We start from the raw sequence: 22,744 nt of genomic DNA on the forward strand, positions 1-22,744 counted from the left end.
CTTTCGCGCCCGCGCGGTTGTCCTATTCGATGACCTGCTTGGCGCGGTCGCGCACGCTTTTCGGGATCGTCACGCCCATGGCCTCGGCTGCCTTGGCGTTGACCATCAGGTCGGTGCCGGTGGCGTTGCGCACCGCAATGTCGCCCGGCTTCTCGCCCTTCAGCACACGCACCACGATCGCGCCAGTCTCGAGGCCGACCTGGTAGTAGTCGAAGCCGACGGACGCGATCGCCCCGCGCTTGACGGTGTCGTTCTCGGCCGAGAACACCGGCAGTTTGTTCTCGGCGCCGACGGCCAGGATCGTCTCCAGCGCCGAGATGATCGTGTTGTCGGTCGGAAGATAGATGACATCGACCTTGCCGACCAGGTTCTGCGCCGCACCGGCGACATCGGCCGACTTGGACGCCGGCGCCTCGACGATCTCAAAACCCTTGGCCTTGCCCAGTTCCTTCAGCGCCGCAAGCAACGCGATGCTGTTCGATTCCGCCGGATTGAAGGGCACGCCGATCTTGGCGGCGGACGGCAGGAATTCCCGGATCAGGTCGAGCTGCTGCTCAAGCGGCGAGAAGTCGGAAATGCCGGTGACGTTGCCGCCGGGATGATCGCGGTCGGTGACGATCTGCGCCGAGACCGGATCGGTCACCGCGGTGAAGACCACGGGGATGTCCTGCGTCGCCGACACCACAGCCTGCGCCGACGGCGTAGCGATGGCGACGATGACGTTCGGCTTCTCGCCGGCGAATTTCTGCGCGATCTGCGCGGCGGTCGCCGGCTGTCCCTGCGCCGACTCGAACTCGAAGGTCAGATTGTCGCCTTCCTTGTAGCCGGCATCCTCTAGGGCCTTCTTGACGCCGGCGCGCGCAGCGTCCAGCGACGGATGCTCGACGATCGCGGTAACCGCAACGGTGACCTTGTCGGCCGCCAACGCACTCGCGCAGCCCAAAATCGCCAGCGCCATGACGCCTGCGGCGAGACTTGAGATGAAACCCTTCAATTCTTCCTCCCACTGCTTCTGCTGGACGTCGCCTGACGTTCAGTTGCCAATCGCGAATCTATCGCTTTCCCGGCCGCAAAGCGACCGGAAGCCTTTCGAAATCCTGCTGTCGATGCCCGACAGCAGCGCCGCCAGGATCGAACGGCGCCGCCGCCCGTCTGATAGCAGGCAGACCGGCTTGCTTGCTAGTTTGATGCTTTATGCCACCCATTTGGGCAGGCGCCTTGCCCTCGAGCATCCCTTGGAAACCACATCGCGGTATCTTTCGGCAGGGCGCAAAAAAATGGGCCGGTACAAACCGGCCCATTTTCAATCAATCCTGCTCAACGGATTCCTCCTCAACGGGTGCCGGGGTCGTATCCGGCAGGTTCCGCTGTCCAACCCGGTCGGCAACGAGCATCGAAAGCATCATCTCGACAAGGCCATTGGCGGCCCCCCTCTCGCCACCGGTGGCGCCGATCTGGATCTGCGGCACGAGCGGCAGCCTGCCATTCTCGATCGCCTCGGCGAAGCGCATGAGAACCTGCGAGTTGAGCTGATAGTCCGGGCCACCGAAGGCCGCGACCTTCTTCTCGGTGGCCTCGGCCTCCGCCAGACCGAGAGCGCGCACCTTCTCGGCTTCCGCAAAACCGGTCGCCTTGATGCGCTCGGCATCGGCAAGCGCGACAGCCTTGATCATGTCGGCCTCGCCCTGGCCGCCGAGGCGCACCTTCTCGGCCTCTGCCTTGGCAGTCACCTGAATGGTTTCCGCCTCCTGGCGGGTGCGGGCGAGTTGCGCCTTGCCCTCGTTCTCACTGATCTCGATGGTAAGTGCCGACGTCGTGATCTTGGCTTGCTGTTCGGCGAGCGCCTCCTTCTCACGCAAGGTGCGTTCCTGAATGGCCGCCTTCTCCTGCAATTTATAGGTCTCGACCTTTTCGACTGCGATCTGGCGCTCGCGCAGCTGGATCAGGATCTGCTCTATGCTGTTCTGGCCATTGGCAGCACGGGGCGTACCAATCAGCACTTCCTGCAGCTCGAGGCTGTAGGTATTGAATTTTTCGCGCATCTCCTCGCCCGATTTGCGCTGGATATCGCTGCGCTCCTGCAAAAGCTGGATCAGCGTCTTTGTCTGGGCGATATTCTTGAAGTAGGCAGAAACCATCGGGTCGAGCGTTTGTTCGACCAGCCGCTTGATGTCACCGAAACGCTGCACCACGAGCGGCGCCTTCATATAGTCGATATGCACGACGACGGAGAGCGGCAGCACAGGCTCGAACGCATCCTTGGTGATCAACGATACTTCAGACAGGTTCTCGTCCAGCCTGTGTTCGCCAAACTGCTCCTTCGTCCATTTGAGCACGAAGTTGGTGGTCGGCACGGTGATGATTTTGCCGGCATAGGTATTGAACGCATACTTGCCTGGCAGCAGCGGCGTTGACCAGACACCGCGTGCACCGATTTCGACCAGCTCGCCGTGACGGTATGCCTGCCCGGATATATCCGTGCCGTGGCGGCCGTTATAGGAGACGACGACACCCACCGTGCCAACGTCGATGATCGTCTTCTCGACCAGTTCGACGGTCGCGAAAATGCGATTGAGGAAGTAGCTGCCGTCGGCCAGCACCTGCAACTGCCGGCCACGGTAGCCACCGGCATTGAGAAACTTCTCCGGGTCCTGAAAATTGTTGTGGAAGTTCGGGTCGTTCGGATCGTTGGCGACGGTCGGCGCGATGATCTCGCCGTCCGGCAGGGCCGGACCGTCATGGATGGTGACGACGCCGATCATGTCATCGGCATTGTGGATGACGACCGGCTCAAAACCGCCCCGCTCCGAGATCATGCTGGACATGTTGGAAAAAAGGCTTTGTTCCGACGAACTCAGATTGACGGCATAGATCGACTGGGCGGTCAGCACGATGAATTGTGCGAGATTGATGGCATAGGTGCCTTCACGCAAGATCTTGCGTTGCGGTCCTTTCTGTCCGCCTTTTTCGAGAAAGCCGCGCACATCCTGGAAATCATCGGCGTCGGTGTTGCTAGCAAGTGTTTGCGTCGGAGGCAGCGGTTTGCCATCACGGGCAAAGACATAGCCGATCTGACCCTGCGGGATGGTGACAAGATTGGCGCGATGCATCAAATATTGGAACGGCATGAAGAAATGCAGGCCACCGCGCACGACTTCCGGCTGGTAGCCCGCCTCACGGTTGAGCGCGATGAAGCCATTGCTGATGGAACCGCGAAAACTCCATAGCTTTTCCAGAATGCCGAGCCTGTCGTTTGGAATGTAGCGGACCACGCCGCTCCACCAGAACAGGATTGCCAGCACGACGACTGTTACGGCTACCTCGATTGCCGTCCATTCGATCGGGTCGAGATATTGCAGGGCTTCCATCTCTTCTCTCCTATAGGGCGCACGGGTTCGTTCACCCGAGGGCCACTCAGTTGGTGTTGATTGATGAAGCGGGGAGATTGCGCACCGGCGCGCCCGACGCACCAAGGGCGTGTCGAACGTTTGGGCTGCTCATTGTGTGGAAAAATGACCGCGCGTCCCGAGTCCCCAGTGGGGGCGGCGTGGCCGTGAGTTATCTCACATCGGTGTTGCCTTGATAGACACTACACCAAATGACGTAGGCATAGCGCCAACGGGTTTAAAGATACTTCGCGCGAAAACCGAATAATTATTTCCAATGCTATTTCGAATAGGGTGGCGGTTGGCTTTTATAATTGGCAAGAGCGCGAAACGGCGCTCCCTGACGGGTTAGAACCGTCGGCCGCCCATGGCCGCACACGCTAGTCGAAGAAACCGGCGTCCTCTTCCGCGAGATATTTTTTCGCTCCCGCTGCATCGATGTCGAGGCCCAGCCCCGGTGCTTCGAGCAGGTCGACCATCGAATCCTTCACGATCTGCTTTGGCAGGCCGATGACGATGTCCTCCCACCACGGGTCCGAGGCGCTGGGATATTCGAAGGCGATGTAGTTGGCCGGCAGCGTGGCGCAGACATTGATCAGCGCGCCGAGGCCGAGCAGGCCGTTGGCCGTGCCGTGCGGCGCCATCATGATCGAATGCATATAGGCGTGTTCGGCCACCCATTTGAGCTCGGCGATGCCGCCGATGTCGGCGGGGTCCGGGCCGATGACGCGGACCGCCTGGGTTTCGATCAGTTCCTTGAAGTTGTGCCGCAGATAGATCTGCTCGCCTGTATGGATGGGTGTGGACGTCGATGTCGTGAGTTCGCGGTAGGCCTGCGGATTGACCCATGGCACGTAATCGCCGGTCAGCATGTCCTCCAGCCACATCAGATTGTATTTCTCGACGGCCTGCGCAAAGCGGATAGCGTCGGGCAGGAACCAGCCGGGACCGCAATCAAGGGCCAGCGAAACCTTGTCGCCGAGCACCTCCTTCATGGCGATGACGCAGTCGATCATATGCGCCATGCCGCGCTCGCTGATCTGCCCCTGGTCCATCGCGCCGTGATAGGTCGGCGGCTGGCGTACGCCATAATGGAAGTCGGGCACTGATGTCTTCATGTTGGAGTGAAAGCTGATGCCTTGCTTGACCATGAAGAAGTTTTCCGGCCGCTCCATCATCCATTTGACGTCGGCCGCGTAGTCCTCGGGCTTGTCGCCGGTGCGCTTCTTGCGGATCGAGCCGTTATAGACCCGCACCTGGTCGCGGACCTTGCCGCCGAGCAGCTTGTAGACCGGAACGCCAGCGGCCTTGCCGGCGATGTCCCACAGCGCGTGCTCGATGGCGCTGACGGCGGCGCCATAGGGCTTGAACGAGCCGCGCTGGCGGATTTTCAGCATGCAGCGTTCGACGTCGGTCGGGTCCTCGCCGATCAGCGCCTCGCGAAAATGCAGGACCCAGGGTTTCAGGTAAGGCTTGGTGTATTCGACCTCGCCGAGGCCATAGAGACCTTCGTCGGTGACGATGCGCACGATGGGGTGCTTGCCGATAACGGCGCACCGGAGATCGGTGATTTTCATGATGTCCTCTATTTCACCGACGAGAAGGCGGTTGGCGCGAGAAACTGGCTGGAAATATTGGCCACGATCGGGCCATCGCGCTCGGACTCGTCGCGGACCTTGAGCCATGCCGGATCGGTGGTGAAGGCCTTCCATTTCACTTCGCGCTCGGCAAGGGATTCCCAGGCGACGAGATAGGTCAGTCGATTGCTGTTTTCGCCGACCACCGTGGTGAAGAACCCGGCCTGGCGGATGCCGTGCCCCTCCCAGATGGCCAGCGTTTGCTCGGAAAAGCGCTTGAGCAAAGCCGGCAGCCTGCCCGGCAGGCAGTCATAGATACGCAGTTCATAGATCATGGTTTTCGTCCGTTTCTTTCTTTGCCTCTCCCTTGGGAGAGGTCGACACGAGTGGTCGGTCGTTGACCCTGTGAGCCTGGGGGAATGAGCGCAGGGAGTCTGGGCTAACTCCAGGTCCGGTCCCAGCTATATTCATTGTCCCAATGCTCGGTGGATTGCCAAATCCCCCTGACATCGGGCTGCAAATGCTGGCTGATAACCTCGTCGACGACGTCGTCTATGCCGAGGCCTGGCTTGTCCGGCACGGTGATGAAGCCGTCCTTGACCAGGGGCTTGGGCAGACCGGTGACGATGTCGTCCCACCAGTCAACTTCGACGCTGTGATATTCGAGCGCCATGAAGTTTTCCGTCGCCACCGCGACATGGGCGGCGGCCATCGCGGCGATCGGGCTTTCCGCCATGTGAATGGCCATGGCGACGCCATGCTCCTGCGCCGCGTCGCCGATCTTCTTGGTCTCGAGAATGCCGCCTGACGTCAGCAGGTCTGGGTGGATGACCGAGATGCCCGCGTTGAGCAGCGGCTCGAATGCTTGCCTGAGGTAGATGTCCTCGCCTGTGCAGATCGGCACCGACGTAGCCTGCTGCAACTGCCGATACTGCTCGGTGTACTGCCAGGGGATCACGTCTTCGAGCCAGGCCGGTGCGTATTTCTCGATCCGCCGGGCGAGACGGATGCCGTCCTGCAGCGAGATGTGGCCGACATGGTCGATGGCGAGCGGAATCTCGTAGCCGATCACCTCGCGGACCTCATGGATATACTGATCGAGCAGGTCGATGCCCTTCTCGGTGAAGTGCAGGCCGGTGAAGGGATGCGGCACGTTCTGCGCATCATAGGCGGCATTGCGCGCCCGCCGCGCGTCCAGCGTGCGCGCCGGACCACGGGCGGCATGGCTGCGGAAACCGTCGAGCACGCCGGCCGGCGCCACCACCGCGCCCGGTATGTGCGAGATCTGCGCCAGCCCGAGATCCATTTTGAGGAAGGCGAAGCCGAGATCCATCCGCGCCTTGAGCCGCTTGCCGGTCTCGGTGCCGCTGGGCTTGTCCGCATCGGTGTCGCAGTAGACACGCACCTTGTCGCGGAACCGTCCGCCAAGCATCTGATAAATCGGCACGCCATAGGCCTTGCCGGCGAGGTCCCAGAGCGCAATCTCGATTGCCGAGACACCCCCACCTTGCCGCCCATGGCCGCCAAATTGCTTGATGCGCCGGAACAGCCTGTCGACGTCACAGGGGTTCTCGCCCAGCAACCGGCTCTTGAGCATCAGCGCATAGGTCGCGCTGGCGCCGTCGCGCACCTCGCCCAGGCCGACAATGCCCTGGTTGGTGTAGATCTTGACAAGCGCCGAGGTGAACGGCGCGCCGACGATCTCGGCGACGCGCAGGTCGGTGATGCGCAAATCGCTCGGTTTGGAGTTCGTGTTCACGCGATTGAGCGCCTCGCCGGCGCTATCCGTCTTTGGCATGATCTGTCCTCGTTCTGGTTGGCTGCGCTTGGCCGGCCTGCACGCTGCGCCGGGGCAGAGCATTGCTAGCCCAGCTCAATCTCGTGGGCTTGCAGGTACTCGCGGTTCATCTCAACGCCCAGACCGGGTTTCGACGTCAGCTTGAGGTTGCCGTTTGACACGTCGAGGGGTCTGTCGATGAGGTGATCGTATTTGCCAAGGTTCCACTCCGACGTCTCGAGCTTGTAGAAGTTGGGAACGGTCATCATCACCTGCGCTCCCGCAACCACGTTGATCGGTCCCGCCGCGTCATGCGGCGACACCGGGATGTAGTAGGCTTCGCACAGCGCAGAAATCTTCTTGAGCTCGGTAATGCCGCCGGTCCAGGTCACGTCCGGCATGATGTAATCCGCCAGCTTGTTCTCGAGCACCGGCACGAAATCCCACTTCGTGTGACCGCGCTCGCCCCACGAGATAGCGGCACTGACTTTCTCGCGCACCTGTTTGAGGGCGTTGAGGCTCTCGGGTGGACAGGGCTCCTCGAACCAGTCGATCTGGCCGGCTTCCTCGAGGCTGCGACACAGGCGAATGGCGGTGGGGACGTCGAAGCGACCATGCGCATCGATGAGGATGTCGATGTCGGGGCCTGCCGTTTCGCGGATCAGAGCCGTGAGTTCGGCTGCCTCGCGTTCGTCCTTTCGGGTCATGCTGCCATCGAGGTAGCCGTCCCGCTGCTCGCGCGATTGCCCATCGGCGGTGCGGCCCTGATGCGGGAAAGGATCGAACTTCAGCCCAGTGTGCCCGGACTCGACGATGTCTCGAATTTCGCGAACCACAGCCTCCTTGCTGGTAAACTTGCGTTGATCAGGATGGGTATAGAGCGCGACCTCATCGCGTACCGGTCCGCCCAGCAGCTCGTAGATCGGCTTGCCAAGGACTTTGCCGCGGATGTCCCAGAGAGCTATGTCGATGGCGCTCACGCATTCGACAGCGGCGCCGCGGCTGCCCATATAGGTGAAGCTGCGGAATATCTTGTGCCACAGATACTCGATACGCGCCGGGTCCTCGCCTGTTACGGCGGCACCGATCTGCCGCAGGATCGTGCAGAGCGCGCGGTTGGCGAGCCTTGTGGTGGTGGTGATCTCTCCCCAGCCGCTCACCCCCTCGTCGGTCGTCACTTCGACGAACAGGAACTCTCCCCAATAAGAAGCACCGGACTTGATCAGCCACGGCCGAACGCTCGTGATTTTCATCTCATCTGCCTTATGCGAAGTGGATCGGGATAGCTGAGTTCCGGACCGGATGTTCTATCCTGCCCGAGCGGCGCTGCGCGCGCGCATGTGTTCGAGGACATGCCGGCCGGAGCCTTCGACATGGCGCGCAATGAGTTCGGCTGCCTCGTCGGCATTTCCCGCTTTTACATGGGCGATGAGTTCGCGGTGCTCGCGAAGGATCGCGGCACGCCGGGCGAGCGTGAAATTGAAACGCCGGCTCACAGCCCGCAGCACTTCGCGATGCTTCCACCAAAGCTCGGCGGCATGGCGGTTGTAGTGCCTTTGGTACATCACGGTGTGAAAGGCGGTATCCAGCTCGCTGTGCCTGAACGTGTCGGCAAAATCGTTCTCTTCAATCAGGCCTTGGATACGTTCGAGTTCGGCAATGTCCTCGACGGTAGCCATATTCACAAACCATCGCGTCAGTGCTGGCTCGATCAGGACTCCGATCTCGTAGATATCCCGGACAAAATCCTGGTCTATAGGCCGGACGCGCGCGCCACGGTTGGCAACAAAGGTGACGAAGCCCTCGCCCCGCAGCAGCTGCAGAGCCTCGCGCACGGGGTTGGTCGAGGTACCGTGACGCCGGGCGAGATCGGTGACCACAAGCCGTTCGTTGGCAGCGAGCCGCCCCTCGATGATGTCTTCCCTGATCAGTTGATAAAGCGAGGCGCCCTCGCTGGAGGCTCCGATAGGGTCGATCCCTTCGGGTGGCTCTGCTTTGAAATCGCTTGCTTCGGCCAAGGCTGCCCCCAATCAATACACGCTTTAATCGATATCACGCACGGTTTCCATAAACAATGTACGATTTGGCGCGTTGACAGACAATCCACGATCTGAAAACGTATGAAGCGCTCGAAGGGATACATCGAATGGTACATTCGCCACCGACGAGCAGGACCGCTCGCCTCGACGCAGAGCGGCGTGGGAGAGAAACCTGGAGGATACCCTATGACGAGGATTTCACTCGGCGGTGCCGTCCTGCGCGGCACTGTCTCCACTGCTTTGATGGTATCGTTGATGTCCGCATCGGCGCTGGGTGCGGCGCCGGTGGACTTGAGCAAGTGGTCGCCGGAATATGTGCGCTCCATTGCGGGCACGCAGGATTTCGACACGGCCGCCGACTGCGGCAAGGTCACCCCTCTCGACTACAAAGGGCGACTGACTTTCTGGTATCAGGGCGTGTTCGAGGGCGACCCCGATCTCCTGCGCCAGTATTACAAGGAGTTCTTCGAGACCTTCCGCAAGACCTATCCGAACATCCAGCTCGAGGAACAGGCGCTCACCTACAACGACCTTCTCGACAAGTTCCGCACGGCGCTGCTGGGCAATGCCGCGCCGATGGCGGTTCGCCTGCAAATCCTGGGTGGTACCGAGTTCGCCTCAAAGGGTTATCTGCAGCCGCTGAAGCCCGAGGACGTGGGGTATTCGACCGAGGACTTCTGGCCCGGCGCATTGAAAGCGGTGACCTGGGACGGGGTGAGCTACGGCATTCCGACCAACAACGAGACGATGGCGTTCATCTGGAATGCCGACATCTTCAAGCGCGCGGGCCTCGACCCGGATAAGGCTCCGGCAACCTGGGACGACGTCGTCAAGTATTCCAAGCAGATCCACGATAAGCTCGGCATTGCCGGTTACGGCCTCGTGGCCCGCAAGAATGCCGGCAATACGCCGTACCGCTTCATGCCGCAGCTGTGGGCCTATGGCGGCGGCGTTTTCGACGAAGCCTCGGCAAACCCGACCTACAAGGAGATCGAACTCAACAGCCCGCAAAGCAAGGCGGCGCTGCAGGCATCCTACGACATGTATGTTCGGGACAAATCGGTTCCGGTTTCGGCACTCACCAACCAGCAGGCCGATAACCAGCCGCTGTTCCTCGCCGGCCAACTCGGCATGATGATCTCGCACCCGTCCGACTACAACGTCATGCTCGACCTGCAGAAGAAGGCAACGGGCACCGACAAGGACAAGGCGCAGACCGTCATCGACAACATGCGCTACGGGCTGATTCCGACCGGGCCCGACGGCAAACGCGCCGTCGTCTTCGGCGGCTCGAACATTCACATCCTCAAGCCCGAATATGTCGAGGGCGGCAAGGTGGACGAGCCGGCTGCGAAGGCCATCATCTGCATGTGGACGAGCCCTGAATGGTCGCTGAAAATGGCCTACGCCGGCTCGAACCCGGGCAACCTCAACGGCTTCAAGACCAAATGGATGAAGGAACGTCTGGACAACATCAAGTTCCTTGATGTCACGACCTCGATGCTGCCTTACGGCATCCCGTTCCCAGCGCTGCCGCAGTCTCCTGAGATCATGAACATCATCATCCCGGACATGCTGCAGAATGCCCTGACCGGAGCGATGACCGTCGATCAGTCAGCGGACGACGCGGCCCAGAAGGTAAAAGACCTGATGGGCGGACTCTAGTCCGAACCGGACCCACGATCTGACCGGCTGCGCCGATGGTGCGGCCGGTTCGTTCCGAAGAACAAGGGCACGCCACAGTGACGATCGTGACCGGCAAGACCGAGGCTCGCCGAAGACTGCAACCCGGTAGGTCCGGCGTGCTGCGGAAGATCTGGGAGCATCGCGCTGACTACGCGTATGTGCTCCCCGCGATCGCCATTATGCTCGTCGTGATCGCCTATCCGATCTACTACACGATCGAGCTGTCGTTCTTCAGTACGCCGCCCGGCCTGCAGCTCCGCGACAAGACCTTCATCGGCTTCGACAACTACACGGCCATCCTCACCAGCGCGGTGTTCTGGAAGGTCACCTGGAACACCCTGATCTGGACGGTGGGATCCACCTTGATCTCCTTTGTCCTGGGGTTTGCCTCCGCGCTGGCGCTCCACCGCGACTTTTTCGGCCGTGGTGTCCTGCGCGCCATCCTGATCATCCCCTGGGTCATCAGCGCGGTCGCCGCCTCCTATATCTGGAAGTGGATCTACCATTCGGATTTCGGCATCATCGGCGCGGTGTTGGTCGGCCTCGGATTGGCCGACCGGCCGCCGAATTTCATCGACAGCGTCTCAACGGTGCTGCCCTCCCTGATCGTCGTCAACATCTGGCGCGAATTTCCGTTTGCCATGATCATGATGATGGCGGGCCTGCAGACGGTTCCCGACCAGTTGCTGCGCGCCGCCAAAGTCGACGGGGCCAATGCGTGGCAGCGCTTCTGGCACGTCACCTTCCCGCATTTGAGCAATGTCTCGACAGTGACGATCCTGCTGCTGGCAGTCGCCAACTTCAACTCCTTCATCATTCCCTGGATCATGACCGGCGGCGGGCCGTCGAACGCATCGCATATCTGGATCACCCACATCTATGAGCTCGCCTTCGGCCGGCAGCGCTGGGGAGTGGCATCGGCCTATTCGGTGCTGCTGTTCCTCATGCTGATGACGCTGGGCTACTTCTACGTCCGCGCGCTAAGCGGCAACGACCGCAAGGATGGGAGCGCATGAGCACGATTGCCGAGACTCCTCCTCGAGGCCAGGCCCGTCGCCGCATGCGCATCGACGGATGGCGGTGGGGCGGGCGCATCTTCCTCGTGTTCATGCTGCTCTACACCGCGTTGCCGATGGTCTGGATGCTGATCACTTCGATCAAATCCGGGTTCGCGGCGATGCAATTCCCGCCGCAATGGTGGCCCGACGAACCCACCCTCGCCAGCTACCAGAAGCTGCTCGATCCGCAGAACAGTGTCGGCCAGGATTTCCTCCGCTTCTTCTGGAACAGCCTGTTCGTGTCGACCGCCACGACAATCCTTTCGGTGATCGTGGCTGTCCCTGCGGCCTACGCGTTTTCGCGCTTCCGTTTCCCCGGCCGGAACTTCCTGTTCTTCACCGTGCTGCTGCGCAACATGTTTCCGGCAGTGATCTTTCTGGTGCCGCTCTTCATCCTGATGCGCGCGATCGGGCTGGTGAACACGCATGGCTCGCTCATTCTCACCTACCTCACATTCGGCTTGCCGCTGGCGATCTGGCTACTCAAGGGCTTCTACGACAACATTCCGGTGCAGCTCGAGCAGGCGGCGCGCATCGATGGGGCAACGCGGTTCCAGGCCTTCATCCTGATCGTGATGCCGCTCTCGACGCCAGGAATCATCGCCACGGCGATCTATTCCTTCATCGGCGCGTGGAACGAGTACATCTACGCCTACACCTTCCTCTCCAAGAACGAACAGTTGACGCTGCCGGTCGGCATCCAGCGCTTCTTCTCGGAAAACACGACGGACTTTCCGGGCCTGATGGCGGCCAGCTTCATGATGAGCGTGCCCGTCGTGGTGCTGTTCCTCGTCCTGCAACGATACTTCGTACGCGCCCTTACAGAAGGCGCGGTCAAGCACTAGGGAGCTGCCGATGGCCCACGTGGTCCTCAAAGATCTGGTCAAGACCTATGGCAGCTTCAAAGCCGTCAACAATGTCTCGCTGACGGTCAATGACGGCGAATTTGTCGCGCTCGTCGGCCCCTCAGGCTGCGGCAAGACGACGACGCTCAATCTCATCGCCGGGCTGATCCCGATCACGTCGGGTGATATCTTCATCGGCGACCGGGTGGTCAACGACCTCGACCCCAAGGACCGGGACATCGCAATGGTGTTCCAGAACTACGCGCTCTATCCGCAAAAGTCGGTCTATATGAACCTCGCCTTCCCGCTGCAAATGCGCAAGCTGCCCAAGGATGAGATCGACAAGAAGGTCAGGGAAGCGGCGAAGGTGCTCGACATGACGCAGTTGCTTGAGCGCAAGCCACGCGAACTCTCGGGCGGGCAACAGCAGCGCGTGGCCCTGGGTCGCGCCCTCGTTCGAGATCCGGCGGTATTCCTGATGGACGAACCGCTCTCCAATCTCGACGCAAAGTTGCGCGTGCAGATGCGGTCCGAAATCAAGCGGTTCCACCAGGACCTCAAGGCAACGATCGTCTATGTGACGCACGACCAGCTCGAGGCCGTGACGATGGCCGACAGGATGGCTGTGATGAACGGCGGCTTCCTGCAGCAATACGATTCGCCGGCGCAAGTTTTTGCCCATCCCGCCAACATGTTCGTCGCGAGCTTCGTCGGCAGCCCGGCGATGAGCCTTATTCCGCTGGAGGCATCGACCGCAAACGGCGGCACCGTTCTGACGAGCGCGGAAGGCTGGAGCCTGCCGCTGTCGCAACTCAACGCGCGCAAGGTTCTGGGAGCAACCACGAGGAAGGTCGTGCTCGGCGCGCGACATTCGACGATCAAGCTGCACAAGAGCGCTGCCCCCGGCACCATTCCGGCCAAGGCCTATACGGTGGAGCCAACCGGAGACGTCACCTTCGTGCAAACGTTCCTCTCCGGCGCGATCGTCAACATCAGCGTGGCTCCCAACATCGCCGTCACACCCGACGAGCACATCTGGCTCGAGTTCGATCAGGAACGCATCCATCTGTTCGACGGCGAAACGGAGATGGCCCTCCAGGCCGATTGAGACAGGGGAATGCGTGGGGGAATGCGTGTGAATGACCACGAAACTTAAGATCACGGCGATCAAGCCTTATCCAGTGTGGGTGGGAACGCGCAATCAGATGCTCGTCAAGGTCGAGACCGACCAGGGCATATACGGCTGGGGCGAGAGCGGCTTGAGCGGTCGCGAAAAGGCCGTGGCCGGCGCGATCGAGCACTATCGCGAATTTCTCATCGGCCGGGACCCGATGCAGATCGGGCGGATCTGGCAAGAAGTCTATCGCAGCCAGTACTTCGAAGGCGGACGCGTTCTGCAGGCGGCGATTTCCGCCATCGACATTGCCCTTCACGACATCAAGGGCAAGGCGCTGGGCGCGCCAGTCTATCAGTTGCTCGGCGGCAAACAGCGCGACCGCATCCCCACCTTCGCCTCGACCGGAGACGAGGCCGAGGGCGATGTTGCCATCGAGCGAGCCCGGGAACTGTGCGCGCAAGGGTGGCAGGCGATCCGCTTCTTCCCAATCGGGCAAAGCAGCAAGGACATCTTCGAGCCGCGCGAGTCGATTGGCGCTACCGCGAGGATGCTAAACAAGGCACGCGAGGCGCTGGGCGACGAGGTGGTCCTTGGTATCGACTATCATCATCGGCTGTCGGTGGCCGAGGCGGCGAGCTTCTGCAACAAGCTCAGCCGTGGCGTGCTCGATTTCCTCGAGGAGCCGATACGCGACGAGACGCCGGAGGCCTACGAATCCCTGCGCACGATGACCGACATCCCGTTCGCCATCGGCGAGGAATTTGCCAGCAAGTGGCAGTTCCTGCCCTACATCGAGCGCGGCATCCATCAGTTCAACCGCATCGATGTTTGCAATGTCGGCGGGCTCACCGAGGCGATGAAGGTCGCTGGCTGGAGCGAGGCGCACTATGTCGACTTGATGCCGCACAATCCCCTTGGCCCAGTCTGCACGGCCGCGACCATCCATCTCGCCGCGGCGGTGCCGAATTTCGCATGGCTCGAGACCAGGGCGCCGGAAAGGAAGCTGGGCTTCGACAATTCCGAGTTCTTTCCCGTGCAACCACGGCTTGACGGCGCCGACTATCCGGTCAGCGACCTGCCGGGACTGGGCGTCGAGATCAATGAAGAGGCGATCCAGGCGCAGAGCTTCCGTTTCTGGGAAGCGCCTCACCTCAAGCGCCGCGATGGTTCAGTCACCAACTGGTAGTTCAATTTCAACCGGAGTCCACAATGACGCATGTTCCCGATATCACGCGGCCGCCAAAAGACCTGATCGACGCGCTAAGGGAGATCGGCGCCGCGACGGTTGCCGGCACGCTCGGCCATATGGGCTTCCGCAATCCGCACATGGTCGGTCCGGTGGCGCAGAATCACGGCAAGTCGATCGTCGGGCCGGCGCTGACGCTGCAATTCCTGCCGCAGCGGCCCGACCTCTTCAGCGAGGGAGAGTACGCCGACCCGGAAACGCAATTGCACCGCCACGTGCTCTATCACGCCCAGGAAGGCGACGTGGTCGTGGTCGATGCGCGCGGCGACATGAGCTCCGGCGTCTTCGGCGATATGATGTCCACCTATTTCAAAGGCAGAGGCGGTGCCGGCATCGTCATCGACGGGTGCATGCGCGACCGGCCCAATGTCGAGAAGCTCGACCTCCCCCTGTGGCTGCGCGGCTGGACGCCAAACTATCATGTGCAGACCAGCATCTACCCCAACGCGGTCAATGTGCCGATTGCCTGCGGCGGTGTCACGGTCATCCCCGGCGACATCATCGTGGCCGACGACGACGGGGTGGTGGTGCTTCCGCTCGCAATGGCCGCAAAAGTGATTGAAGAATCACAGAAGCATCACGAGTGGGAGGAGTTCTCCCGCATGAAGCTGATGCAGGGTGCGCCGCTGCAGCGCTACTATCCCCTGCATGACGATGCCCGCGGCGAATATGAGGAGTGGCGCAAGGCCAATCGCCTGGCGGATTGAAGCAGGCAACTCAAGACGATCCATATGTGCCGTAGTGCCGGCTCTCCGCTCACCCGTGGCGAATCGCGTCCGGGATGAGTACGTGGCTGTGCCGGATATCGCTTGCGCGGAGAAATTTGATATGCCTGCTGAAGCTACTGAGCCGCTACAGCCGGACCGCGCCGCCGATGAGCTTCCCGTTCCAGAAAGGCGCTTTCTTCGGGCGTGGCGGCGACTCCGACACGGAAGGCGAAGGATGTGACCCGCGTCGCATTGGTGTCGATTCCGCATCGGAAGCTCAGATGGTACCATGCCGTTGTCGAGCGGAAAGCGGTGTCGGGGGCGTCAAGAACATTGCCGACCTTCAGCGGAATACTTGGGATCAATTGCGGAGAATAAGAGGCATCGCTCAACTCCTGCTCCAGAACGCTGGCGCAAAGTCTGGCTGCCCGTTGATCGCGAGGCACGTCGGCCATCGAGTTCGTTGCGAACATATCGCCGGTAGCGCCCTGCGAGAAGAGCTTGCGGACGCCCGGAAGGCTCGAATAGGCCTGTGATGTAGCCGCTGCCACGTCTCTGGAGCCTGGCTCTCCGGCGATTGCGCCTCCTGGCTTCGCGACTTTCGCAGGGCTGGATTTCGGAGCATTTTCGGGCCTGGCGCGCGGCGCCTGAGCCGATGCCGGAAGCTCGATCTCACCGTCGTCACCGGGGGTTGCCAAAGGCATTGCCGCAGCGGATGCCTGTTTGTCAGCGTCTGGGGCCTCCTGTTTATCTGCTTCCGGCTTGCTCGTGTCCTGCGTCGCCTGCTTCTCCTCGGAGGGCTCGGTCTCCTTCGCCGCGGTTACCGGCTTCTCGTCAACCTTGGTTGGCTCTGCCGGCTGCACGGGGTCTGTCGTCGGAGCGGGCTTGCTCTCCGCATCCTTTGGCGTGGGCTTTGAATCGTTGCCCTTGGACGGTGCGTTGTCTTGCGCGCTGCCTCCATCCAGGGACTTCCGGGGGCCGGTATCCTTGTCACCGAACTGGAAAACGGGCTTCAGCACGTCGATTGGCGGCAGCTTTTCAGGCGCCGGCTTTTCAACCTTCTGTTCGGGGGGCTTTTCCGCCTCGGGTTTCGGTGCAGGCGGTGTGGGAGCAGGTTTCGGCTTTGGCGGATCGGGCGGAGGTACGAGTGCGACGTTGACCGGTTGCTCCTCCTGCGGCTGTTCCGGAGGCGTGGGCAGGCCGTAAATCAGGAACGCGGCGATGAGCGCGTGCAGGATCAGCGATGCGGGCAAGGCCCACAGCAAAGTCCGACGCCGCTCAAATGTCTCGTCCTTCATGTCTCACGATGTGGAGCGAAACTGCGGCCGCATCAAGCATTGCCGCCGCATTGGCGCATTTTAGCCGCAGCCCCACCGCGCTCGTGCTGGGGGCGAGGCCGTTCCGCACCTGTGAGCGCCGAGGCGCTTCGGAATCTTATCATGACGCCGCGTGGCAAGTGCGCGCACCTGCTGGGTTGCTGTCAAAAGATACCGCGACCACACGACCAGCATTGCTACCATGGCGCCAATCCCAAAAGATTGGGCTGAGACTCGTTCAGGAGTTGCTGGCGCATAGGAACGAGCGCCACATCTTGTCTTGCCGCAAAGTTCGCCCTCTGATTCCCTGCGCCAAGGCTGTAAAAGCTGATTCTTGCACCTGGCGTGTTCAAACGGCGCGTTCCGGGATGAATCTTTTGTCGATCAATTCCAAGGAGGCAAGACGATGAGCACAGCGGCAAGGCCCGTCATCTCTGAAATGCGGCCGAAGATAACCGTTGTCGGCGTCGGCGGTGGTGGCGGCAACGCGGTCAACAACATGATTGCGGAAAATCTGCAGGGGGCGGAATTCATCGTCGCCAACACCGATGCCCAGGCTCTCACCATGTCGAAGGCATCGCGGCTGATCCAGTTGGGAGCCCATGTCACGGAAGGCCTGGGCGCCGGATCCCTGCCCGCGGTCGGCCGTGCGGCCGCCGAGGAATCGATCGACGAGATCAGGGACCACCTTGCGGGAACCCATATGTGCTTCGTGACCGCCGGCATGGGAGGCGGAACTGGAACCGGTGCCGCACCCGTCATAGCGCACGCTGCGCGGACAGCTGGCATCCTGACCGTGGCGGTCGTCACCAAGCCATTCACCTTCGAAGGAAAACGCCGCATGCAAGCCGCCGAAGAGGGCATCGACCGGCTTCGCGAATGCGCCGATACCGTGATCGTTATTCCGAACCAGAACCTGTTCAGGATCGCCGACGCGAAGACGACTTTCGCGGACGCCTTCGCCATGGCCGATCGCGTCCTTTATTCCGGCGTCGGCTGCATTACGGACCTCATCGTCAAGGAGGGGCTGATCAATCTCGACTTCGCCGATGTGAAGTCGGTGATGCGCGACATGGGCCGCGCGATGATGGGTACCGGTGAAGCCACGGGTGAGGACCGCGCCAAGAAGGCCGCCGAAGCGGCTATCGCGAACCCGCTTCTCGACGAAGCCTCGATGATCGGCGCCAAGGGCGTCCTGGTCTCGATCTCGGGTGGCATGGACATGACGCTGTTCGAAGTCGATGAGGCCGCCTCCCGCATCCGCGAGGAGGTCGACGCCGACGCCGACATCATCGTCGGCGCCATATTCGACCGGGCACTTGCCGGAAAATTCAGGGTCTCAGTCGTCGCTACAGGATTGCGGCCGGGACTTGAGATGCCACAGTAAAATCGCGACTGGCCTAGCCAGGTGGCGGGGCAACCACAGGGTGGACATTTCAGCTCACATGGAAAATGATCATGTTGCCATGCACAATACCGTAGGGCTCTGATCTCGACGACAAGCCTGAGCGTAGAAGCGGATCAACCGACCTCCGGGTCCAGCGAGCGGGGACGCAAATGGACACTCCCGAGAATGGGCAATTGCATCGCGACGCGGGCGGGCGACCCCGTCGATCCGCCGGCTGGCTTGCCCGCGCCGCCGTGCCGGCGGCTTTCCTGCTCGGCATGGCTTTCAGCGGCACCGCATTTGCGCAGGACCAGCAGCTTCCCGTCGTGACGGCGGCCAATCCGGTGGTCCGTGAAATCGTCGAAGACGACGAGTTCGTCGGGCGCTTCGAAGCCGTCGACCAGGTCGCCGTCCGTTCGCGGGTCAGCGGCTATCTGGACAAGGTCAGCTTCCAGGACGGCGCACTGGTCAACAAGGGCGACCTGCTCTTCACCATCGACCAGCGTCCGTACCAGGCGGCTTACGATGCCGCCAAATCGCAAGTGGACGTCGCCAAGAGTCTGCTCGAATTCTCCAAGATGCAGCTGGATCGCGCCGACGAACTCGCCAAGACCGGCAATATCCCGGCCGCGACGGTCGACGATCGCCGGCGGGAATACCTTTCGGCACAGGCGCAGATGCAGGGCGCTACGGCTGCGCTGACGTCGGCCAGCCTGAATCTGGAATTCACCGAGATCAAGGCGCCCTTGTCCGGCCGCATCGACCGCCGGCTGGTGTCGGTCGGCAACCTTGTACAGCCGGATTCCACCTTGCTGACGACCATCGTTACGCGCGATCCGATCGACTTCTATTTCGACGTCGATGAGCGCCTGTATTTCAGCTACGCCCGCGACGCGAAGGAGCGCGGCGGCTCGATGCAGGAAGGCGCTGGCGGCCTTGAAGTGGTGGTTCGCGTCGCCGACCGCGCGGAGGCGGTCTTCAAGGGCAAGCTCGATTTTGCCGAGAACCGCATCGACAACGCGACCGGCACCATGCGGGTGCGTGCAACGTTTCCCAACGCCGACGGCGTTCTCCAGCCAGGCATGTTCGGGCGCATCAACGTGCCGGGGTCGCTGCCGCATAGCGGCGTGCTGGTGCCCGACGAGGCGATCGGCGCCGATCAGGATCGCCGCATCGTCTTCCTGGTGGATGAGGCCGGGATGGTGTCGGCGAAGCCCGTGCGCACCGGCCCGCTCCTCGACGGCTACCGGGTGATCCGCTCGGGCCTGACCGGCAACGAGACGATCATCGTCAACGGGCTGATGCATGCCAGGCCCGGCACCAAGGTGAAGGTCGAGATGGTGACGTTGCCACCCAAGGTCGAAACCACCGGGTTGCAGCAATGAGGTTCGCCCATTTCTTCGTCGACCGTCCGATCTTCGCATCGGTCGTTTCGATCGTCCTGCTGATCCTCGGCGGGATTGCCTATACCCAGCTGCCGGTCGCGCAATATCCCGAGATCGCGCCGCCGACCATTGTCGTTCGCGCGCAGTATCCGGGCGCCGACGCCGAGACGGTCGCAGCGACAGTGGCAACGCCGATCGAGCAGGAGATCAACGGCGTCGAGGGTATGCTCTACATGTCGTCCTATTCGTCGGGCGATGGGGCGATGTCGCTGACCATCACCTTCAAGCTGGGCACCGATCTCGACCAGGCGCAGGTGCTGGTGCAGAACCGCGTGTCGGTCGCCGAGCCGCGCCTGCCCGAAGAAGTCCGCCGCCTCGGCATCACCACCACCAAGAGCTCGCCCGACCTGATGATGGTCGTGCACATGCTGTCGCCCGACAATACCTACGACCAGCTCTACGTCTCGAACTACGCCCGCTCGCGGGTGCGCGACATACTGCTCAGACTAGACGGCGTCGGCGACCTCATTATCTTCGGCGAACGCGAATATTCGCTGCGCATCTGGCTCGATCCGGAAAAACTGTCCGCCCTGGGGATGACCTCGGGCGATGTGGTGCAGGCGCTGCGCGACCAGAACGTCCAGGTGTCGGGTGGCTCGATCGGCGCGCCGCCGACCAACACCGGCACGGCGTTCCAGTACACAGTCACCACGCAAGGCCGTTTCAACGACGCGCGCGACTTCCGATACGTGATCGTCAAATCGGCCGAAGACGGCCGCCTGATCCAGCTGCAGGACGTGGCGCGCATCGAGCTCGGCGCCAAGGATTACGTCACCAACTCCTATCTCAACGGCAAACCGGCGGTGGCGCTCGCCATCTTCCAGCGACCGGGCACCAATGCGCTCGCCGCGGCCGCGGAGATCCAGGACAAGATGAAGGAGCTTTCCCGCGACTTCCCGAAGGGGTTGAGCTACGACATCGTCTACAATCCGACCGAGTTCGTCGCCGAGTCGATCCAGGAGGTCTACAAGACGATCCTCGAGGCGATGGTACTGGTCATCATCGTCATCATCGTCTTCCTGCAATCGTGGCGCATGGCGATCGTGCCGATCGTGGCGATCCCTGTGTCGCTGATCGGCACGCTGGCGGTGCTTTACGCCGCCGGCTTCTCGCTCAACATGCTGACGCTGTTCGGCCTCGTTCTGGCGATCGGCATCGTCGTCGACGATGCGATCGTCGTGGTCGAAAACGTCGAGCGCAATATCGCCAGAGGGCTGGCGCCCAATCCGGCGTCGCACCTGACCATGGACGAAGTCGGAACGGCGGTCATCGCGATCTCGCTGGTGCTGATAGCCGTGTTCGTACCGACAGCCTTCATCCCCGGCATTTCCGGGCAGTTCTACCTGCAGTTTGCGATCACCATCGCGGTGTCGACGGCGATCTCGGCATTCAATTCGCTGACGCTTTCACCGGCGCTCGCCGCACTGCTGTTCAAGCCGCACCACGCCGCGGCGCCGCCGCGCTTTTTCCTGGCGCGGTTCGGACGGGCGCTCGCCGACGGCTTCAATCGCGGCTTCGACAGGCTTGCCCATTGGTATTCGAGCATCGTCCGGGTGCTGGTCGGCTCGCGGATAGCGATCGGCGCAATGCTGGCCGTTTTCGCGGCCCTCATCTACGCCACGGTCTACATGGTGCAGACGGTGCCGCGCGGTTTCATTCCGTCGCTCGACCAGGGCTATGCGATTGTCGTCGTCCAGCTGCCGGATGGCGCCTCGCTGTCGAGGACCGATGCGGTCATCCAGCAGGCGTCGCAGATCATCCAGAAAACGCCAGGCGTCGACTACGCCGTCGCCTTCGCCGGCTTCTCCGGCGCGACCTTCACCAACGCCAGCAACGCGGGCGTGATCTTCGCCAGGTTCAAGCCGTTTGACGAGCGACTGAAAGAAGGCCAGTCGGCGACCAAGGTCATCGGCAATCTGTTCGGCAGCCTGCAAAGCATCAAGGAAGCCTTCATTATCGCACTGCCGCCGCCGCCGATCCGCGGCGTCGGCAATGCCGGCGGCTTCAAGCTGCAGATCCAGGAGCGCAACAGCGCCGACATGCGGCAGATCTTGGCGCTTGCCTACGAAATCGCCGGCAAGGCCAACAAGACGCCGGGGCTGACGGGCGTGTTCACCACCTTCTCCGCGTCGAGCCCGCAATTCTTCCTGGCGATCGATCGCGACAAGGCACGCATCCTGAACGTGCCGATCCCCAACATCTTCGAGACGCTGTCGATCAATTTGGGCACCGCCTACGTCAACGACTTCAACGCTTTCGGGCGCGTCTACCAGGTGCGGGCGCAGGCCGACCAGGCGTTCCGCCTCGATCGCGCCGACATCTTGAAACTGAAGGTGCGCTCGGCGACCGGCGCGCTGGTTCCGCTCGGCACGTTGATCGAGATCCGCGACGTCACCGGCCCGGCGCTGGTACAGCGCTACAACATGTACGTTTCGGTGCCGCTGCAGGGCAACGCCGCGCCCGGCGTTTCCACGGGCGACGCGCTGGCATTGATGGAAGGGATCACGGCAAAGACGCTGCCGGCCGGTACCTCCTATGAATGGACCGAGCTCGCCTATCAGGAGCGCAACACCGGCAATGCCGCTGTCTATATCTTCGGACTGTCGGTGCTGTTCGTGTTCCTGGCGCTGGCGGCGCAATATGAAAGCTGGGTGCTGCCGTTCGCCATTGTGCTGGTGGTGCCGCTCGGCGTGCTCGCGGCGTTGCTCGGCGTGTCGTTCCGAGGGCTGGACAACAACATCCTCGTGCAGATCGGCCTCATCGTGCTGATCGGGCTTGCCGCCAAGAACGCCATCCTGATCGTTGAATTCGCGCGGCAGGCACAGGAACGCGGCCTGTCGGTCGCCGAGGCTGCCGTCGAAGCCTGCCGGCTCAGGCTGCGACCTATCCTGATGACCGCCTTCGCGTTCATCCTCGGCGTCGTGCCGCTGATGATCGCAACGGGCCCGGGCGCAGAAATGCGCCAGTCGCTCGGCACCGCGGTGTTCTCCGGCATGCTCGGCGTCACCTTCGTCGGCCTGTTCCTGACGCCGGTGTTCTACGTCACGCTCAGGTCGCTGTTTTCACCGCGCAAGCCGCGTGCCGAGGCCGAGCCTTCGGCGCCGGCAGAGGCGCCCTCGGAGACGGCCGCCGAGTAGGGTTACGAATTCCCCGCGTCG

The 22,744-nt window shown here is 62.0% G+C and carries 17 protein-coding genes; 9 read left to right on the forward strand and 8 right to left on the reverse strand.

Going from position 1 to position 22,744, the window contains the following annotated elements; genetic code table 11:
- Positions 1-22: 22 nt before the first annotated feature.
- From AC04SH_RS13475 to AC04SH_RS13505, 7 genes are all read right to left on the reverse strand, one after another.
- Positions 23-958 (reverse strand): ABC transporter substrate-binding protein, encoded by a 936-nt coding sequence (locus AC04SH_RS13475; protein ID WP_477231964.1) that lies wholly within the window; start codon positions 956-958, stop codon positions 23-25.
- A gap of 349 nt (positions 959-1,307) precedes the next feature.
- Positions 1,308-3,368 (reverse strand): SPFH domain-containing protein, encoded by a 2,061-nt coding sequence (locus AC04SH_RS13480; RefSeq protein ID WP_477231716.1) that lies wholly within the window; start codon positions 3,366-3,368, stop codon positions 1,308-1,310.
- A gap of 398 nt (positions 3,369-3,766) precedes the next feature.
- Positions 3,767-4,963 carry a mandelate racemase/muconate lactonizing enzyme family protein gene (locus AC04SH_RS13485; protein WP_477231717.1) on the reverse strand — a complete coding sequence of 399 codons (1,197 nt, stop codon included), beginning with the start codon at positions 4,961-4,963 and terminating at the stop codon, positions 3,767-3,769.
- Positions 4,964-4,971: 8 nt separating this feature from the next.
- A complete protein-coding gene (locus AC04SH_RS13490) occupies positions 4,972-5,298 on the reverse strand; it encodes an NIPSNAP family protein (RefSeq protein ID WP_488575380.1) in 327 nt (108 codons plus the stop codon).
- 104 nt (positions 5,299-5,402) lie between these two features.
- Positions 5,403-6,761: a mandelate racemase/muconate lactonizing enzyme family protein gene (locus AC04SH_RS13495; RefSeq protein WP_488575381.1), complete on the reverse strand. Its 1,359-nt coding sequence runs from the start codon at positions 6,759-6,761 to the stop codon at positions 5,403-5,405.
- 65 nt (positions 6,762-6,826) lie between these two features.
- On the reverse strand, positions 6,827-7,993 hold the full coding sequence (locus AC04SH_RS13500; RefSeq protein ID WP_352561441.1) for a mandelate racemase/muconate lactonizing enzyme family protein: 1,167 nt from the start codon (positions 7,991-7,993) through the stop codon (positions 6,827-6,829).
- A 54-nt stretch (positions 7,994-8,047) separates the two neighbouring features.
- The gene (locus tag AC04SH_RS13505) at positions 8,048-8,758 is read right to left on the reverse strand and encodes a GntR family transcriptional regulator (RefSeq protein ID WP_488575382.1); all 711 of its coding nucleotides are present in this window, start codon (positions 8,756-8,758) and stop codon (positions 8,048-8,050) included.
- Between the two features lie 207 nt (positions 8,759-8,965).
- On the opposite strand from AC04SH_RS13505, the gene AC04SH_RS13510 reads away from it, so the two are divergent.
- The 6 genes from AC04SH_RS13510 to AC04SH_RS13535 all read left to right on the forward strand — a co-directional run bounded on the left by AC04SH_RS13510 (position 8,966) and on the right by AC04SH_RS13535 (position 15,438).
- Positions 8,966-10,444, forward strand: coding sequence for an ABC transporter substrate-binding protein (locus AC04SH_RS13510; protein ID WP_488575383.1), 1,479 nt, complete (start codon positions 8,966-8,968; stop codon positions 10,442-10,444).
- A 77-nt stretch (positions 10,445-10,521) separates the two neighbouring features.
- Positions 10,522-11,481 (forward strand): carbohydrate ABC transporter permease, encoded by a 960-nt coding sequence (locus tag AC04SH_RS13515; RefSeq protein ID WP_488575384.1) that lies wholly within the window; start codon positions 10,522-10,524, stop codon positions 11,479-11,481.
- Positions 11,478-12,368: a carbohydrate ABC transporter permease gene (locus AC04SH_RS13520; protein WP_488575385.1), complete on the forward strand. Its 891-nt coding sequence runs from the start codon at positions 11,478-11,480 to the stop codon at positions 12,366-12,368. Before AC04SH_RS13515 ends, AC04SH_RS13520 begins: the two co-directional genes overlap by 4 nt.
- Before the next feature lie 10 nt (positions 12,369-12,378).
- Complete coding sequence (locus AC04SH_RS13525) at positions 12,379-13,476, forward strand: ABC transporter ATP-binding protein (RefSeq protein WP_488575386.1); 1,098 nt, start codon at positions 12,379-12,381, stop codon at positions 13,474-13,476.
- Positions 13,477-13,507: 31 nt separating this feature from the next.
- Positions 13,508-14,671: a mandelate racemase/muconate lactonizing enzyme family protein gene (locus tag AC04SH_RS13530; RefSeq protein ID WP_488575387.1), complete on the forward strand. Its 1,164-nt coding sequence runs from the start codon at positions 13,508-13,510 to the stop codon at positions 14,669-14,671.
- 23 nt (positions 14,672-14,694) lie between these two features.
- Positions 14,695-15,438: a ribonuclease activity regulator RraA gene (locus tag AC04SH_RS13535; RefSeq protein WP_488575388.1), complete on the forward strand. Its 744-nt coding sequence runs from the start codon at positions 14,695-14,697 to the stop codon at positions 15,436-15,438.
- A gap of 134 nt (positions 15,439-15,572) precedes the next feature.
- Here AC04SH_RS13535 and AC04SH_RS13540 read toward each other — a convergent pair whose 3' ends face one another.
- Positions 15,573-16,736: a DUF930 domain-containing protein gene (locus AC04SH_RS13540; protein WP_488575389.1), complete on the reverse strand. Its 1,164-nt coding sequence runs from the start codon at positions 16,734-16,736 to the stop codon at positions 15,573-15,575.
- A gap of 424 nt (positions 16,737-17,160) precedes the next feature.
- Here AC04SH_RS13540 and ftsZ point away from each other — a divergent pair, with 424 nt between their 5' ends.
- The 3 genes from ftsZ to AC04SH_RS13555 all read left to right on the forward strand — a co-directional run bounded on the left by ftsZ (position 17,161) and on the right by AC04SH_RS13555 (position 22,723).
- The gene (ftsZ, locus tag AC04SH_RS13545; protein ID WP_477231729.1) at positions 17,161-18,141 is read left to right on the forward strand and encodes a cell division protein FtsZ; all 981 of its coding nucleotides are present in this window, start codon (positions 17,161-17,163) and stop codon (positions 18,139-18,141) included.
- A 278-nt stretch (positions 18,142-18,419) separates the two neighbouring features.
- Positions 18,420-19,526 (forward strand): efflux RND transporter periplasmic adaptor subunit, encoded by a 1,107-nt coding sequence (locus AC04SH_RS13550; protein WP_488575474.1) that lies wholly within the window; start codon positions 18,420-18,422, stop codon positions 19,524-19,526.
- On the forward strand, positions 19,523-22,723 hold the full coding sequence (locus tag AC04SH_RS13555) for an efflux RND transporter permease subunit (protein WP_488575390.1): 3,201 nt from the start codon (positions 19,523-19,525) through the stop codon (positions 22,721-22,723). Before AC04SH_RS13550 ends, AC04SH_RS13555 begins: the two co-directional genes overlap by 4 nt.
- Positions 22,724-22,744 lie beyond the last annotated feature (21 nt).

This window comes from Mesorhizobium sp. CNPSo 4688 (assembly GCF_057784295.1).

Bases quoted from the DNA above. Each gene is read 5' to 3' on its own strand.
- AC04SH_RS13540 (WP_488575389.1), bottom strand. From the start codon at position 16,736: ATGAAGGACGAGACATTTGAGCGGCGTCGGACTTTGCTGTGGGCCTTG.
- AC04SH_RS13475 (WP_477231964.1), bottom strand. From the start codon at position 958: ATGGCGCTGGCGATTTTGGGCTGCGCGAGTGCGTTGGCGGCCGACAAG.
- AC04SH_RS13530 (WP_488575387.1), top strand. From the start codon at position 13,508: ATGACCACGAAACTTAAGATCACGGCGATCAAGCCTTATCCAGTGTGG.
- AC04SH_RS13520 (WP_488575385.1), top strand. From the start codon at position 11,478: ATGAGCACGATTGCCGAGACTCCTCCTCGAGGCCAGGCCCGTCGCCGC.
- AC04SH_RS13500 (WP_352561441.1), bottom strand. From the start codon at position 7,993: ATGAAAATCACGAGCGTTCGGCCGTGGCTGATCAAGTCCGGTGCTTCT.
- AC04SH_RS13535 (WP_488575388.1), top strand. From the start codon at position 14,695: ATGACGCATGTTCCCGATATCACGCGGCCGCCAAAAGACCTGATCGAC.
- AC04SH_RS13555 (WP_488575390.1), top strand. From the start codon at position 19,523: ATGAGGTTCGCCCATTTCTTCGTCGACCGTCCGATCTTCGCATCGGTC.
- AC04SH_RS13490 (WP_488575380.1), bottom strand. From the start codon at position 5,298: ATGATCTATGAACTGCGTATCTATGACTGCCTGCCGGGCAGGCTGCCG.
- AC04SH_RS13485 (WP_477231717.1), bottom strand. From the start codon at position 4,963: ATGAAAATCACCGATCTCCGGTGCGCCGTTATCGGCAAGCACCCCATC.
- AC04SH_RS13525 (WP_488575386.1), top strand. From the start codon at position 12,379: ATGGCCCACGTGGTCCTCAAAGATCTGGTCAAGACCTATGGCAGCTTC.
- AC04SH_RS13510 (WP_488575383.1), top strand. From the start codon at position 8,966: ATGACGAGGATTTCACTCGGCGGTGCCGTCCTGCGCGGCACTGTCTCC.
- ftsZ (WP_477231729.1), top strand. From the start codon at position 17,161: ATGAGCACAGCGGCAAGGCCCGTCATCTCTGAAATGCGGCCGAAGATA.
- AC04SH_RS13550 (WP_488575474.1), top strand. From the start codon at position 18,420: ATGGCTTTCAGCGGCACCGCATTTGCGCAGGACCAGCAGCTTCCCGTC.
- AC04SH_RS13480 (WP_477231716.1), bottom strand. From the start codon at position 3,368: ATGGAAGCCCTGCAATATCTCGACCCGATCGAATGGACGGCAATCGAG.
- AC04SH_RS13495 (WP_488575381.1), bottom strand. From the start codon at position 6,761: ATGCCAAAGACGGATAGCGCCGGCGAGGCGCTCAATCGCGTGAACACG.